Source organism: Pseudomonas sp. R151218B TE3479 (genome assembly GCF_053629195.1).
Genome location: NZ_JBRJHV010000001.1, coordinates 1,179,455 through 1,193,014 on the forward strand (window position 1 = coordinate 1,179,455; position 13,560 = coordinate 1,193,014).

12 protein-coding genes are annotated in these 13,560 nt (G+C 60.7%); 10 read left to right on the forward strand and 2 right to left on the reverse strand.

Annotated features, from left to right (window positions below; genetic code table 11):
* Positions 1-67 precede the first annotated feature (67 nt).
* Positions 68-1,975 (forward strand): phosphodiesterase DibA, encoded by a 1,908-nt coding sequence (dibA, locus tag AB7M32_RS05410; protein WP_454249288.1) that lies wholly within the window; start codon positions 68-70, stop codon positions 1,973-1,975.
* Positions 1,976-2,543: 568 nt separating this feature from the next.
* Here the strand turns inward: dibA and AB7M32_RS05415 are convergent.
* On the reverse strand, positions 2,544-2,924 hold the full coding sequence (locus AB7M32_RS05415; protein WP_454249289.1) for a DUF6124 family protein: 381 nt from the start codon (positions 2,922-2,924) through the stop codon (positions 2,544-2,546).
* Between the two features lie 486 nt (positions 2,925-3,410).
* Here AB7M32_RS05415 and oscA point away from each other — a divergent pair, with 486 nt between their 5' ends.
* From oscA to AB7M32_RS05455, 8 genes are all read left to right on the forward strand, one after another.
* Positions 3,411-3,593, forward strand: coding sequence for a sulfur starvation response protein OscA (oscA, locus tag AB7M32_RS05420; protein ID WP_003186967.1), 183 nt, complete (start codon positions 3,411-3,413; stop codon positions 3,591-3,593).
* A gap of 137 nt (positions 3,594-3,730) precedes the next feature.
* The gene (locus tag AB7M32_RS05425) at positions 3,731-4,744 is read left to right on the forward strand and encodes a sulfate ABC transporter substrate-binding protein (protein WP_060739763.1); all 1,014 of its coding nucleotides are present in this window, start codon (positions 3,731-3,733) and stop codon (positions 4,742-4,744) included.
* A 148-nt stretch (positions 4,745-4,892) separates the two neighbouring features.
* Positions 4,893-5,711, forward strand: coding sequence for a sulfate ABC transporter permease subunit CysT (cysT, locus tag AB7M32_RS05430; protein ID WP_013692011.1), 819 nt, complete (start codon positions 4,893-4,895; stop codon positions 5,709-5,711).
* A gap of 12 nt (positions 5,712-5,723) precedes the next feature.
* Complete coding sequence (gene cysW / locus AB7M32_RS05435) at positions 5,724-6,593, forward strand: sulfate ABC transporter permease subunit CysW (RefSeq protein WP_024618577.1); 870 nt, start codon at positions 5,724-5,726, stop codon at positions 6,591-6,593.
* Between the two features lie 3 nt (positions 6,594-6,596).
* On the forward strand, positions 6,597-7,586 hold the full coding sequence (locus tag AB7M32_RS05440; protein WP_454249290.1) for a sulfate/molybdate ABC transporter ATP-binding protein: 990 nt from the start codon (positions 6,597-6,599) through the stop codon (positions 7,584-7,586).
* A 288-nt stretch (positions 7,587-7,874) separates the two neighbouring features.
* The gene (locus AB7M32_RS05445) at positions 7,875-9,236 is read left to right on the forward strand and encodes a cytochrome C (RefSeq protein WP_454249291.1); all 1,362 of its coding nucleotides are present in this window, start codon (positions 7,875-7,877) and stop codon (positions 9,234-9,236) included.
* Positions 9,233-9,745, forward strand: coding sequence for a sorbitol dehydrogenase (locus tag AB7M32_RS05450; RefSeq protein ID WP_454249292.1), 513 nt, complete (start codon positions 9,233-9,235; stop codon positions 9,743-9,745). Before AB7M32_RS05445 ends, AB7M32_RS05450 begins: the two co-directional genes overlap by 4 nt.
* Positions 9,742-11,964, forward strand: coding sequence for a GMC oxidoreductase (locus tag AB7M32_RS05455; protein WP_454249293.1), 2,223 nt, complete (start codon positions 9,742-9,744; stop codon positions 11,962-11,964). The genes AB7M32_RS05450 and AB7M32_RS05455 overlap by 4 nt, the downstream gene beginning before the upstream one ends.
* 130 nt (positions 11,965-12,094) lie before the next feature.
* Here AB7M32_RS05455 and AB7M32_RS05460 read toward each other — a convergent pair whose 3' ends face one another.
* Complete coding sequence (locus AB7M32_RS05460; RefSeq protein ID WP_454249294.1) at positions 12,095-12,619, reverse strand: Mpo1 family 2-hydroxy fatty acid dioxygenase; 525 nt, start codon at positions 12,617-12,619, stop codon at positions 12,095-12,097.
* An 87-nt stretch (positions 12,620-12,706) separates the two neighbouring features.
* Between AB7M32_RS05460 and AB7M32_RS05465 the strand changes: the two genes are divergently transcribed.
* Entirely contained in the window at positions 12,707-13,393 is a 687-nt protein-coding gene (locus AB7M32_RS05465; protein WP_454249295.1) for a Crp/Fnr family transcriptional regulator, read from the forward strand.
* Positions 13,394-13,560 lie beyond the last annotated feature (167 nt).

Consider the following 13,560-nt stretch of genomic DNA (forward strand, 5'->3'; position numbering starts at 1 on the left):
TCAGATAAGAGTGGCTGAATGTTTCTTCCTCTATAATCCACCTCTTTGTAGGGACATGGATGGCCGAATGCCTGCCTATCAACGCAGTGCCATGCGCGTAGCGCTGCTTTACCTCGTATTGTCAGTCGTCTGGCTGCAGCTTGTTGGTTATTTATTGAGCAGTTTCTTCGATCAATTCGCCGACCGGCAGCGTTGGCTCCTGATCAACGGGTATGCCTGGATCCTGTTTAGCGCCGGGCTGATCTTCCTGGCCCGGGCGCGGATCTCGCGGTTTTTCGCCAAGGGCGAACACGGTATCGATCGCGAGCGCCTGCGCCAGGCCGCCGCCGTTTTCGATTGCACCCGCGAAGGGGTGTTGGTGACCGACCGCAACGGCTTGATCGTGCATGTGAACCGGGCTTTCATGGCGATCACCGGTTATGCCCGGGACGAAGTGCTGGGCCAGCGCCCCAACCTGTTCAAGTCCGGTCGCCATGGACCGGATTTCTATCGCGACATGTTTGCCGCCCTGGTCAGCCTGGGCGAGTGGAGCGGCGAAATCTGGAATCGGCGTAAAAACGGTGAGATCTACCCGCAATGGCAGACGATCCGCGTCATTCACGATGACAACGGCCAAGTCAGCCATTATGTCGCGGTGTTTTCGGACATCAGCGCCATCAAGGATTCCGAGCACGAACTGGCCTACCTGGCCCATCACGACCCACTGACAGGCTTGCCCAACCGCCTGCTGTTTTCCGACCGCACCGAGCAGGCCCTGGCGTCGGCGCAGTTGCACAAGCGTGGCTGTGCGCTGTTGCTGGTGGACCTGGATCACTTCAAGAACATCAACGACAGTCTCGGCCACAACGTCGGCGACGAGTTGCTCAAAGGCGTGGCCGAGCGGTTTCGCGGGCTGTTTGCCCCGGGCGTGACCCTGGCCCGGCTGGGGGGCGACGAATTTGCGGTGCTGGTGGAAAACTGTTCCCAGCCTGGCCAGGCCGCGGCGCTGGCCCGGCGCATCCTCGACGCCTTGAAAGAACCGCTGCGGTTCGATGAGCACGCGTTGTTCATCAATGCCAGCATCGGCATCAGCCTGTTTCCCAGTGATGCCCTGAACGCCGGGCAACTGTTGCGCAATGCCGATTCGGCGTTGTTCAAGGCCAAAAGTGCCGGCCGCGACGGCTACGCCCTGTATACCGAAGAACTCACCGCCCATGCGCAGCAACGGGTCGAAATTGCTTTCGAATTGCGACGCGCGCTGCAGCAGCAGGAGTTGCGCGTTCATTACCAGCCAGTACACGACTTGGCGAGCAGCCGTCTGATCGGTGTCGAGGCGCTGGTGCGCTGGGAGCATCCCACGCGGGGGCTGGTGTCGCCGGCCGAGTTCATTCCCATCGCCGAGCGTACCGGCCTGATTGCCCAGGTCGACGCCTGGGTCATGGACCAGGCTTGTCGGCAGATGTGCCGGTGGCAGCAGGCGGGTGTGGCGTTGTCGTTCGTCGCCGTCAACGTATCGAGTCGGTTGTTTGCCCATCGCGAGTTGTACGAGCAGGTTGCCCAGGTGTTGCACGACACGGGCCTGGATCCGGCTTGCCTGGAACTGGAAGTGACGGAAAGCGCGGTGATGGAAGACCCTGAGGTGGCGCTGGAGCAGATGCACCGCCTGCGGGAGTTGGGCGTGCGCCTGGCCATCGACGATTTCGGCACGGGGTATTCGTCGCTGTTGCGCCTCAAGCGCTTGCCGGTGCAGAAGCTCAAGATTGATCAGGGTTTTGTCGCGGGGTTGCCGTGGGATGAGGATGACGCGGCGATCGTCCGGGTGATCATCGCCTTGGCCCATAGCATGGGCATGCAAGTGCATGCCGAGGGCATTGAACAGCGCGAACAAGCGGCCTTTTTGCTTGGACAGGCGTGTGAGCTGGGGCAGGGCTACTGGTTTGGCCGGCCGGTGGCGGCGGCGCAGTTGGATTGGGGGCGGGCGCCGGTTATTGCTTGATCGTCGGTGGTATTGATGGCGGCCAGACAGCTGGCCAGGATTTTGTGATCGGGTACATATCCATTTCTGCGGTAACGGCCACTTAGGGTTCCGCCCTGACGGCGGGTCACTTTTGAAAAGCGCAAAAGTAACCAAAACGCTTCTGCCCCACCACTCGGTGCCTCGCCTAGGCTCGGCATGCCCTCACTCCGGCATTGCTCCGTGGGCCCGCCGCGAAGGGCCATCCATGGCCCAGCGCGGCTATCCCGGCATCCATGCCGGGATGCCCACTCCACAATGCCTGCGTTCGGCCATCGTGGTTAACGGGGCGCCCGAGATCAATGTCCACCGCGAGGCGGCCTAGTAGCCGACCTGGCTCTGGGTGAGACCGCGTTTCCCTTGTGGGAGCGGGCTTGCTCGCGAAGGCGTCGGCTCAGCTTGCATCGATAGCGACTGATCCACCGCCATCGCGAGCAAGCTCGCTCCCACAATGGATTGGCGTTGAACTTGAGATTCGGTTCGACACAGAACCCTGTGGGAGCGAGCTTGCTCGCGATGGCGTCAGCTCAGCTTGCATCAAAGCAAAGTGCTACCCCTTGGCCCCTGGCACCGCCATCTCCTTTGTTTCCAAATGATCCAACGCCCGCTCAACCAACAACTGCACCCCATCGGCCATGCGGCTGATCGCCAGGGCGATGCAGCGGCGTGAGTCGTCCACGTCGTCAGCCAGGTCGGCGGCGATGGTGCTGATGGAGAGCAGGTCTTCGGAGGCGTTGGCCAGCAGGGTTTCGGTGTCGATGTGGGGGGAGACGATGAAGAGCTGGTTTTTGTGGGGTTCGGGCGGGGAGGGTTGGGGTTTGAGGTAGTAGTCGAGGGCGCGGGTGGCGGCGTCTTCGAGCTTTTTTTCTTCTTGCGCTTCGACGCGGGATTTGTGGCCGCTTTGCGGGGGATTCGGTGACGGCTTGAACATAGTTGTACTCCGAAGTTTTTAGGAGCCAACACCGCCTCGCTTGCACAGTCGAGAGAGGTGGCAGCTATGCATAGGTGTGCAAGACCGGTCGGAGTACCCGGCAGACCCGAAGATCTCCCATACACAGCTGCCATAACAATTCGCGAGCATAAAAAAATGCTCGATGAATAGCCATTCACAATTGTGTCCTCCGCCGGACTTGCACGTCCGTGTCACCGTTTTTTGCGATGACGAACCAAGGTTAGCGGTGCAAAACCAGGGTGCCTAGTTCATGAACAGCCCGGCGTTTTGAGGGAAATATCCGAGGGTTTGGCAGGGAAAAGCCCCCCAATCACCCCTGCCGTAGGACGTCGGCTACTTCCTGTTATTTTGGTTATATAAAAATTCTTAAATAGTCTTTTTAAGAATATTCGCACTTATCTAGTATTGCTCCCACGCCGCAAGCAGTGCCGCCCACTGCCAGGCATTCATTCAAGGAGCAGCAGCATGAGCGCATCCCTACGTAGCGTTGACGGCCAGGACGAAGCAACCATCTTGCGCGAGATCCAGAGCGCGTTGCGCGATCTGCGCTTTGGGGCAGTGGAAATCACTGTGCACAACGCCCAGGTGGTCCAGATCGAACGCAAGGAAAAATTTCGCTTGCAGCAGCCGAGTCATAAACCGTCTTGAAAACCAAAAGATCGCAGCCTGCGGCAGCTCCTACGGGGGGCTAGGTGTAGGCGCTGCCGAAGGCTGCGATCTTTTTTCTACAAGCCAAACGAATTTCCAGAAGCCATAAGAACATCAGAATTCCAGGAGCTTTCACCATGTCGTCCATTCGTCGTTATGCCCTGGCCGCCCTGGCCAGTGCTGTTTTTGCAGGTTCCGCCGTCGCCAAGGATTACGAGCTGCTCAACGTGTCCTACGACCCGACGCGCGAGCTTTACCAGGATTACAACGCCGAATTCGTCAATTTCTGGAAGAAAGCGCACCCGGACGACAGCGTGAAGATCCAGCAGTCCCACGGGGGCTCGGGCAAGCAAGGCCGGGCGGTGATCGATGGTCTGCGGGCCGACGTGGTGACCCTGGCCCTGGCCGGCGACATCGATGAAATCGCCAAGCTGGGCAAGTCCCTGCCAGCGGACTGGCAAACACGCCTGCCGGATGCCAGCACGCCTTACACGTCCACCATCGTGTTCCTGGTGCGCAAGGGCAACCCCAAGGGCATCAAGGATTGGGGCGACCTGATCAAGAACGACGTGTCGGTCATCACCCCGAACCCGAAAACCTCCGGCGGTGCGCGCTGGAACTTCCTCGCCGCCTGGGCTTATGGCCTGAAGGCCAACGGGGGTGACGAAGCCAAGGCCAAGGAATACGTGCAGGCGTTGTTCAAGCACGTGCCGATCCTCGACACCGGCGCCCGTGGCTCGACCATTACCTTCGTCAACAACGGTCAGGGCGACGTGTTGCTGGCCTGGGAAAACGAGGCCTTCCTGGCGCTCAAGGAAGACGGTGGCGCCGACAAGTTCGACATCGTCGTGCCGTCGCTGTCGATCCTCGCCGAGCCGCCGGTGGCGGTGGTGGACAAGAACGCCGAGAAAAAGGGCAATGCCGAGATCGCCGAGGCGTACCTCAAGCACCTGTACAGCCCGGCCGGCCAGGAAATCGCCGCGAAAAACTACTATCGCCCGCGTGACAAGGACGTGGCCGCCAAGTACGCCCGGCAATTTCCAAAGGTGGAGCTGGTGACCATCGACAAGGACTTCGGCGGCTGGAAAACTGCCCAACCGAAATTCTTCAACGATGGCGGCGTGTTCGACCAGATCTATCAGGCGCAGTAAGCTGGGTTTTGTCTTAGTGCCTGCCAGTTAAGCCACAAACCTGTGGGAGTGAGCTTGCTCGCGATGGCGTCGGTTCAGTTTGCATTGATGTTGACTGATGCGCCGCTATCGCGAGCAAGCTCGCTCCCACAGTAAATCAAGGACTTCTATGTCGCGTCGCATATCCCCCGTCATACCCGGCTTCGGGCTGACGCTGGGCTACACCCTGGTGTACCTCAGTCTGATTGTGCTCATACCCCTGGCGGCGATGTTCGTGCATGCCGCCCAACTCACCTGGGAACAGTTCTGGGCGATCATCTCGGCGCCGCGGGTGCTGGCGGCCTTGAAACTCAGCTTCGGCACCGCGCTGTACGCCGCGATCATCAACGGCGTGATCGGTACGCTGCTGGCCTGGGTGCTGGTGCGCTACACCTTCCCCGGCCGCAAGATCATCGATGCGATGATCGACCTGCCGTTCGCCCTGCCCACCGCCGTGGCCGGTATTGCCTTGACGGCGTTGTACGCGCCGACCGGCCTGGTGGGCCAGTTCGCCACCGACCTGGGCTTCAAGATAGCCTACACCCCGTTGGGCATCACCCTGGCGCTGACCTTCGTGACGTTGCCGTTCGTGGTGCGCACGGTGCAGCCGGTGCTGGCCGATATTCCCCGTGAAGTCGAAGAAGCCGCCGCCTGCCTGGGTGCCAAGCCGTGGCAGGTGTTCCGCCACATCCTCGTGCCGGCGTTGTTGCCGGCCTGGTTGACCGGCTTCGCCCTGGCCTTTGCCCGTGGCGTGGGCGAGTACGGTTCGGTGATTTTCATCGCCGGCAACATGCCGATGAAAACCGAGATCCTGCCGCTGCTGATCATGGTCAAGCTCGACCAATACGACTACACCGGCGCCACCTCCATCGGCGTGCTGATGCTGGTGGTTTCCTTCGTCCTGTTGCTGCTGATCAACCTGCTGCAGCGGCGCATCGAAACCCCATAAGGAGGCGCGAACATGTCCCAATCGTCTATTTCCGCAGCCTCCACCAACGCTGCCCGTCGCGGCAGTGCGACGTCGCGGCGCGTGCTGATCGGCCTCGGCTGGCTGATTTTTGCGCTGTTTTTGCTGTTGCCGCTGTTCATCGTGGTGTCCCAGGGGCTGAAGCTCGGGCTGGGGGCGTTCTTCACCGCGATCTTCGAACCCGACGCGTTGTCGGCGCTGAAGCTCACGGTGATCGCCGTGCTGATCTCGGTGCCGCTGAACCTGGTGTTCGGCGTCAGTGCCGCGTGGTGCGTGAGCAAGTATTCGTTCCGTGGCAAGAGCATGCTGGTGACGCTGATCGACCTGCCGTTCTCGGTGTCGCCGGTGATCGCGGGCCTGGTCTACGTGCTGATGTTCGGCGCCCAGGGCCTGTTCGGGCCGTGGCTGTCGGATCACGACATCCAGATCGTGTTTGCGCTGCCGGGTATCGTCCTGGCGACCATCTTCGTCACGGTGCCGTTCGTGGCTCGTGAGCTGATCCCGCTGATGCAGGAACAAGGCACCCAGGAAGAAGAAGCCGCGCGCCTGTTGGGCGCCAATGGCTGGCAGATGTTCTGGCATGTCACCGTGCCGAACATCAAGTGGGGCCTGATTTATGGCGTGGTGCTGTGTACCGCCCGGGCCATGGGCGAGTTCGGCGCGGTGTCGGTGGTGTCCGGGCACATTCGCGGGGTGACCAACACCCTGCCGCTGCACGTCGAGATCCTCTACAACGAATACAACCACGTGGCCGCGTTCGCTGTGGCGAGCCTGTTGCTGATCCTGGCGCTCTTCATCCTGCTGCTCAAGCAGTGGAGCGAAAACCGAATCAACCGCCTGCGCGCCAGCGCCGCGGAGGAATAAGTCATGTCGATCGAAGTTCGTAACGTCAGCAAGAATTTCAACGCCTTCAGGGCCCTGGACGACATCAGCCTGGACATCCAGAGCGGCGAGCTGGTGGCGTTACTCGGCCCGTCGGGTTGCGGCAAGACCACGTTGCTGCGGATCATCGCCGGCCTCGAAACCCCGGACCATGGCAACATCGTGTTCCACGGCGAGGATGTGTCCGGCCACGATGTGCGTGATCGCAACGTCGGTTTTGTGTTCCAGCACTACGCCTTGTTCCGCCACATGACGGTGTTCGACAACGTCGCTTTCGGCCTGCGCATGAAGCCCAAGAATCAGCGCCCGAACGAAAGCCAGATCGCGACCAAGGTCCACGAACTGCTGAACATGGTGCAACTGGACTGGCTCGCCGACCGCTACCCCGAGCAGCTGTCCGGCGGCCAGCGTCAGCGTATCGCCCTGGCCCGCGCCTTGGCGGTGGAACCCAAGGTACTGTTGCTGGACGAACCGTTCGGAGCCCTCGACGCCAAGGTCCGCAAGGAACTGCGCCGCTGGCTGGCGCGCCTGCACGAGGACATCAACCTGACCTCGGTGTTTGTGACCCACGACCAGGAAGAAGCCATGGAAGTCGCCGACCGGATCGTGGTGATGAACAAGGGCGTGATCGAGCAGATCGGCTCGCCAGGCGATGTCTACGAAAACCCGGCCAGTGATTTCGTGTACCACTTCCTCGGCGACTCGAATCGCCTGCACTTGGGGGAGGATCGGCATGTGCTGTTCCGCCCTCACGAAGTTTCGCTGTCGCGCTCGGAGCTGGAAGATCACCACGCCGCCGAAGTGCGCGACATCCGGCCGCTGGGCGCGACCACTCGGGTGACGTTGAAGGTGGAAGGCCAGAGCGAGCTGATCGAAGCGGAAGTGGTGAAGGACCATGACAGCCTGGTGGGCCTGGCCAAGGGAGAGACGCTGTTCTTCAAGCCGAAGGTCTGGCAGAAGATTTCCAACCTTTAAGTGCAAAAAGCATCGCGAGCAAGCTCGCTCCCACACGGGGTCGGCGGTGGCTGTATCGTTGCGGTCATCCCCAGAACCTTGTGAGAGCGAGCTTGCTCGCGATAGCGACGGCACGGCTAACTTCCTCCGAATCTGAATAACACCGCTCGCCCTTGCTTCAATCGGTTCTACTTTTTCACCTGTTCTTGAATCAAACCCTACCTAGACTCTGACTTGCCAGGAGGCGAGAGAGAGTCCAACGACGGACCGGTGTTATCTCCTGGCGCCCTGATGCCAAGGAGATGAAGTATGAGAATGGAAGTCAGTCGGCACGGCCCGTTGGGCTGTGCATTGCTAAGTGCCTTGCTGGTCCCGGCCGCCAGCGCCGCCCCTTCGTTGTCCCCCCAGATACCCTTCGATGTCACGGTGACCAAACCGGTTTCACTGCCCAGCCTGCAAGCCGATTTCGATGACCTGTCATGGCAGACCTTCATCGCCCTGAACTGGCCGGCGCTGGATAACGGTGATCCGAATACCGGCACGCCCATTGGCAAGCAGGATGGCGCCACGGTGTGGGAAAGCTGGAAGGAGAGTTACCAGATCTTCCGGGCCAAGGGCCAGGCGCCGCTGCCCTGGAATGCGCCAGCAACTCTGCCTGATGCGTGCAAGTCGCTCAAGCCGGGTCGCTTGCTGCAGCAGATGGGCAAGGTTCCCGATGTGCTGGATGAGTTTATCCAACCCTTCGAAAGCGGCCCGTTGGTGGATCAGAACGGCACCTACACACGCAACGAAATCGTGGTCAATCAATCGATGTTCAACGGGATCGTCGACAACGGTCTGTACAGCATTGAAGGCCAGCAGCAGTTTTTCGCCGCCAAGCCGACCAACGCCGTGGCGTTCAGTTGCGGATCCTCCAATACCAAGCAGGTCGGTGCGCTGATGGTGAAGGCTTCGTGGAAAGTCCTGGGTGGCAATGATCGGACGCAGGATTTCCATACGGTCAATGCGCTGGTCTATACGCCGGGAAACAGCGATCCGAACAAAGGGCCGATTGTCGAAGAGTCGTGTAAGTCAGAGCCGGTCGGGCTGGTGGGGTTGCACATCGTTCATAAGACCAACAGTGCGGCGCAATGGGTATGGTCGACTTTTGAACATGTGAACAACGTGCCGGAAAAATCCACGCCCCTTGCCCAACGGGTGGGCCCGTATCTGTTCTACAACGCCGCCAGCAAGAGCGAGATCAACCAGCCTCCGCCGCGGCCGTGGAACCCGGCAGTGAAAGCGACGCCTTCGCAGATCGTGCGCGAAGTGCCGCTGACCGAGGCCACCAAAAGCCTGAACACGCGTTATCAAGCCCTGTTGCGAACGGTCAATCCGCAAAGCGTATGGGCCAATTATCAATTGATCAGTACCCAGTGGCCGTCGGCCCCATCGTCGAACTGTCAGATATCGGCTGCCAACCCGCTGGGCAGTCCGGCCCCGTTATTCCTGGCCAATGCCACGCTGGAAACCTACATCCAGGGCACCGTGCCCCAGGCGTCGTCCAGTTGCATGGCGTGTCACGGCAATGCCGCCACCCATGTCACCGAATCTCCGCGTACCAGTTTTGCGGACTTCACCTATTTGCTCGAGCGCGCACAGTCCACCGGCGCGACAAGGAGTCAGCCATGAGCAGTGATCTGGAGAATTTCATTGGCCTTTCATCGGCCCTGACCGGTATTCCCACTGATCGGCTTGCGCCGGCGATCGACCAGGTGGGACTGCCGCCGATCTTTCTTGAGTTCATCACGCCGCGAGTCACACCGGAGGTACTCGATGCGTTGCTATCCCAGTTCGCCGCGCAGGCGGCTGAAAAGTCTCATCCCGATCTGATTGCCCACAAAGTGTTGGTGGACATCGGAGTGCAGCCGGTCCTCCCGAAAACCGTGCTGGCCGCGCGTTCAATCATGAAGCTGTGGTTGCTGGGGGTCTGGTACCAACCCTATGACGCGGGGAGTTTCAAGGAGAAAGACCAGACGGTGGTCTCCGATCAGGCCTACATCCAGAGCTGGGCCTGGAAAATTGCCCAGGCCCACCCCATGGGCTACAGCGAGATGTTTTTCGGCTATTGGAACACGACGCCACCGAGCCTCGAGGATTACACCGGGGTGCCCGCTCATTCACAAGGAGCCTCGTCATGAGTACCGAACAAGCAGAGGTGGTCATCGTTGGCGCAGGACTGGCCGGCAGCATCATCGCGTATCAGTTGGGCATGGCCGGCGTGGATGTGTTGGTGCTCGAATCGGGTCCGGAGATCCCGGTCAACCGTGCGCAATACCTGGAGCGCTTCTACACCGCCACCCTGAAAACCCCGGAATCGCCCTACCCTCCGGTATCGACCTTGGACACGCCGCGAGATCCGACCAAGGAAAATGCGCCTCGGGCTACCATCGCCGACTTGATCAAGGGCTGGAACGATCACAACGTCAGCTATCTGGTGCAGAAAGGTCCGCTGCCGTTCAACAGCACCTATGAACGGGTGGGCGGAGGGACGACCTGGCATTGGGTCGGGACATGCCTGCGCATGGTGCCGAACGATTTTCGCCTGAAGACGAAGTACCACGTCGGGGTCGACTGGCCGATCGGCTACGACGACTTGCAAAGTGCCTACTGCCGAGCCGAGGCGGAAATCGGTGTGTCGGCCAATGTCAGCGACCAGGCCTACCTGGGCATGACCTTCCCCGAGGGCTATTCATTCCCGATGCACAGCATTCCGTTGTCGCTGGTCGATGGCAGTTTTGTCGCGGCCGTGACGGGGCAGAAGTTCGATGGCTTGCCGCTGGTGGTCAGCCCGACGCCGGCCGGACGCAACTCCCAACCCTACGCCGGGCGCCGAGTGTGTGCCGGCAATACCAACTGCACGCCGATCTGCCCGATCCAGGCCAAGTACGACGCCACTGTGACCATGAACAAAGCCCTGGGCACCGGCAAGGTCCGGGTCATGTACCGGACCGTGGCCAGCAAAGTGAACGTGGGTCCGGACAAGAACATCAATGGCATCGAATTCATTCAATATCAACTCGGCGAGGGACCGAAGACGGGAAATGGGGTGGCTGTCGGACAACGTTACGTGATCGCCGCCCATGCCATCGAAACCCCTAAATTGTTGCTCAACTCCAAGACCCCGGACTGGCCTAACGGTGTGGCCAACAGCAGTGGGCAGGTGGGACGCAGCCTATCCGACCATCCGATTTACCTGGCGTGGGGGCTGATGCCGGAAGGCAAGTCGGTCTTTCCGTATCGTGGCCCGGTGTCCACGGCGGGCATCGAGAGCTTGCGTGACGGTGACTTTCGCAGCCAGCGAGCGGCGTGGCGTATCGAGATCGGTAACGAGGGTTGGAACTGGCCGGTGGGCGACCCTTACGTCACCGTCGCCGATTTTATCGATGGGGATAACAACAGCCGCACCAACCCATTGCCATCGACACAGAAACCGCCGCTGCCCAGTGAAGTGCTTTACGGTACGGCACTGATTCAAAAACTCAATGACCTGTTCACCCGCCAGTTTCGGATCGGGTTTCTGGTGGAGCAGGTGGAGGACAATCCCGATCAGTCCAATTGCTACATCGTGCCTTCGACGGATGGCTACAAGGATGGGCTTGGCCTTCTGCGCCCGGAAATCCACTATGACCTGTCCGATTACACCAAGGAAGGTTTCAGGCAGGCGAAAGTGTTGGCCACGAAGATCATCACGGAGCTGCTCGGTGCCGTGGAGCTGACGGTACCCATTGGCCAAGGCAAATTCACCTACAAAGGTGACGAGTACAGTTTCCAGGGCGCGGGGCACCTGATGGGCACCTACCGCATGGGCGATGATCCGGCCAAGTCGGTGGTGGACAAGGACCAGCGCAGTTGGGACCACAAGAATCTGTTCCTGGTGGGCGATGGCGTGTTCCCCAGCACGGGCACCTCGAACCCGAGCCTGACGATTGCGGCGCTGTCGTTCCAGGCCGGGGACACTGTGGCCAACGACCTGAAGGCGGTGACGATGCAGGTCCAATCCAACATCGCCTGGCAGGGCACTGGCGTGCAGGTCAACGGCTTGGTACCGCGCCTGGTCCGCTACGTCAGTGGGCTATGGTGTGCCAGTCCGCAGGGCGGCAATGTCGATGGCAATGGTGGTTCGAGGCACATCGACTACAGCAGCTATGCCTTGCCCGGTGCCGCCGAAGGCGCCTTGATCGGACGTGTGGGCAACGGTGGCAAGCCGTTCCTGGTGGGGGATCTGGCGCAGGTGCCGGGCGACCAGCAAGGGGAGCTGCAACTGTGCATCAACGATGACCTGACCGGGCAGCACGGGTCTGGCTTGAAAGATAACACCGGCGCGCTGACGATACGGGTCGAGTTTGGTGCCCTGTAACGCTTGAGCGGTAAGGCCTGACTCCTGTGGGAGCGAGCTTGCTCGCGATAGCGGTGGATCAGTCGACACGGATGTGTCTGGCCGAGCGCAATCGCGAGCAAGCTCGCACCCACAGAGGGGCATGGTTTTTTCACACCGCCGAACGCTGGTTGCGCAACGCCACCGGCCCGACACGCTCTTCGATGGCCCGCTTCAGTTCGCCGCGAAGCCCCAGCAGGAAGCCCGCTTCCACCACCACGAACAACGGCCCGACAATCAACCCGGTGAGGTCGTCGACGAACGCCGGCTTGCGGCCTTCGTAATAGTGGCCGACGAACTGGATCACCCAGCCCACCACGAACATCCCCAGGCCACTGCTCAACCACACCGCCGTGCTTTGTGCGGCCAGTGTCTGCCCCAGCCATACCGCCAGGCCCAGCAGCACCGTCATCAGCATCCCAAGGCGCAGCTCCAGGCGCAGGTAGAACCAGGCACTGGCCACCGCCGCCAGCAGCGCTGGCGACACCAGCACCGTGCCCATTGGCCAGCCGGGGCGTGACAGCAGCACGGCGACGGCGACGAAGATCAGCGGGATCCCGATGAAATGACTGGCGATGTTGCGCGGGTCTCGGTGATAAGCAGCGTATTGGCTGAGATGATCGACGAGGCTTTTCATTGTTGTTCCTCCTGAGGTGATGCCTGCATGATGCCCGGGTACCACGAGGCGTTCTGTCAGTTAGCCGACACTTGTCCCGGAGTTTCCATGAATTCGCATCCCTGGCACTCACACCTGATGGCCGGCCACTGGTACAGCCATCTGCCTGATGAGTTACAGAATAGTCTGCTGGCCATTGCGCGGGTGCGCCGTCTGCCGCCGGGGCATCGACTGTTCCAGCGCGGCGATCCACCCTGTGGGTTGTATGCCGTGCTGGAAGGCGCGGTACGCGTCGGTGCGGTGAACGAACAGGGTAAGGAGGCGTTGCTGAGCGTGGTGGAGGCGCCTCACTGGTTCGGTGAAATCTGCCTGTTCGATGGCCAGCCGCGGACCCATGATGCGGTCGTGGTGGGTCAAGGTACGCTGCTGCACGTGCCCCAGGCGCCGTTGCTGGCCTTCCTGCAAGCGCAACCGATCTACTGGCGGCATCTGGCATTGTTGATGAGTCACAAGCTGCGCCTGACCTTCATCAACCTCGAACAGCTGAGCCTGATGCCCGCCCCGGCCCGCGTGGCCCACCGTCTGCTGATGATCGCCGAAGGCTACGGCGAAATCGAACCGCCGCGCCGGATCTTGCAACTGCCCCAGGAGCAACTGGCATTGATGCTCTCGCTGTCACGCCAGACCACCAACCAGATCCTCAAGGACTTGCAAGCCCAGGGCATTCTCCACCTCGGTTATGGCGAGATCGAAATCCTCGACATTGAGCGGTTGCGCGGGTTGACCACAATCTGAAACCGACCTGACCCCTGTGGGAGCGAGCTTGCTCGCGAAGACGACAGGTCAGTCGACATCAATATTGACTGATACACCGCCATCGCGAGCAAGCTCGCTCCCACAGGGGTTTTGTGTTGCCGCAGATATCGCGGTCACGCCGTTCCCAATGTGGGAGAGAGCTTGCT

Coding starts and splice junctions, on each gene's coding strand:
- dibA (WP_454249288.1), top strand. CDS start 68: ATGCCTGCCTATCAACGCAGTGCCATGCGCGTAGCGCTGCTTTACCTC.
- AB7M32_RS05415 (WP_454249289.1), bottom strand. CDS start 2,924: ATGTTCAAGCCGTCACCGAATCCCCCGCAAAGCGGCCACAAATCCCGC.
- oscA (WP_003186967.1), top strand. CDS start 3,411: ATGAGCGCATCCCTACGTAGCGTTGACGGCCAGGACGAAGCAACCATC.
- AB7M32_RS05425 (WP_060739763.1), top strand. CDS start 3,731: ATGTCGTCCATTCGTCGTTATGCCCTGGCCGCCCTGGCCAGTGCTGTT.
- cysT (WP_013692011.1), top strand. CDS start 4,893: ATGTCGCGTCGCATATCCCCCGTCATACCCGGCTTCGGGCTGACGCTG.
- cysW (WP_024618577.1), top strand. CDS start 5,724: ATGTCCCAATCGTCTATTTCCGCAGCCTCCACCAACGCTGCCCGTCGC.
- AB7M32_RS05440 (WP_454249290.1), top strand. CDS start 6,597: ATGTCGATCGAAGTTCGTAACGTCAGCAAGAATTTCAACGCCTTCAGG.
- AB7M32_RS05445 (WP_454249291.1), top strand. CDS start 7,875: ATGAGAATGGAAGTCAGTCGGCACGGCCCGTTGGGCTGTGCATTGCTA.
- AB7M32_RS05450 (WP_454249292.1), top strand. CDS start 9,233: ATGAGCAGTGATCTGGAGAATTTCATTGGCCTTTCATCGGCCCTGACC.
- AB7M32_RS05455 (WP_454249293.1), top strand. CDS start 9,742: ATGAGTACCGAACAAGCAGAGGTGGTCATCGTTGGCGCAGGACTGGCC.
- AB7M32_RS05460 (WP_454249294.1), bottom strand. CDS start 12,619: ATGAAAAGCCTCGTCGATCATCTCAGCCAATACGCTGCTTATCACCGA.
- AB7M32_RS05465 (WP_454249295.1), top strand. CDS start 12,707: ATGAATTCGCATCCCTGGCACTCACACCTGATGGCCGGCCACTGGTAC.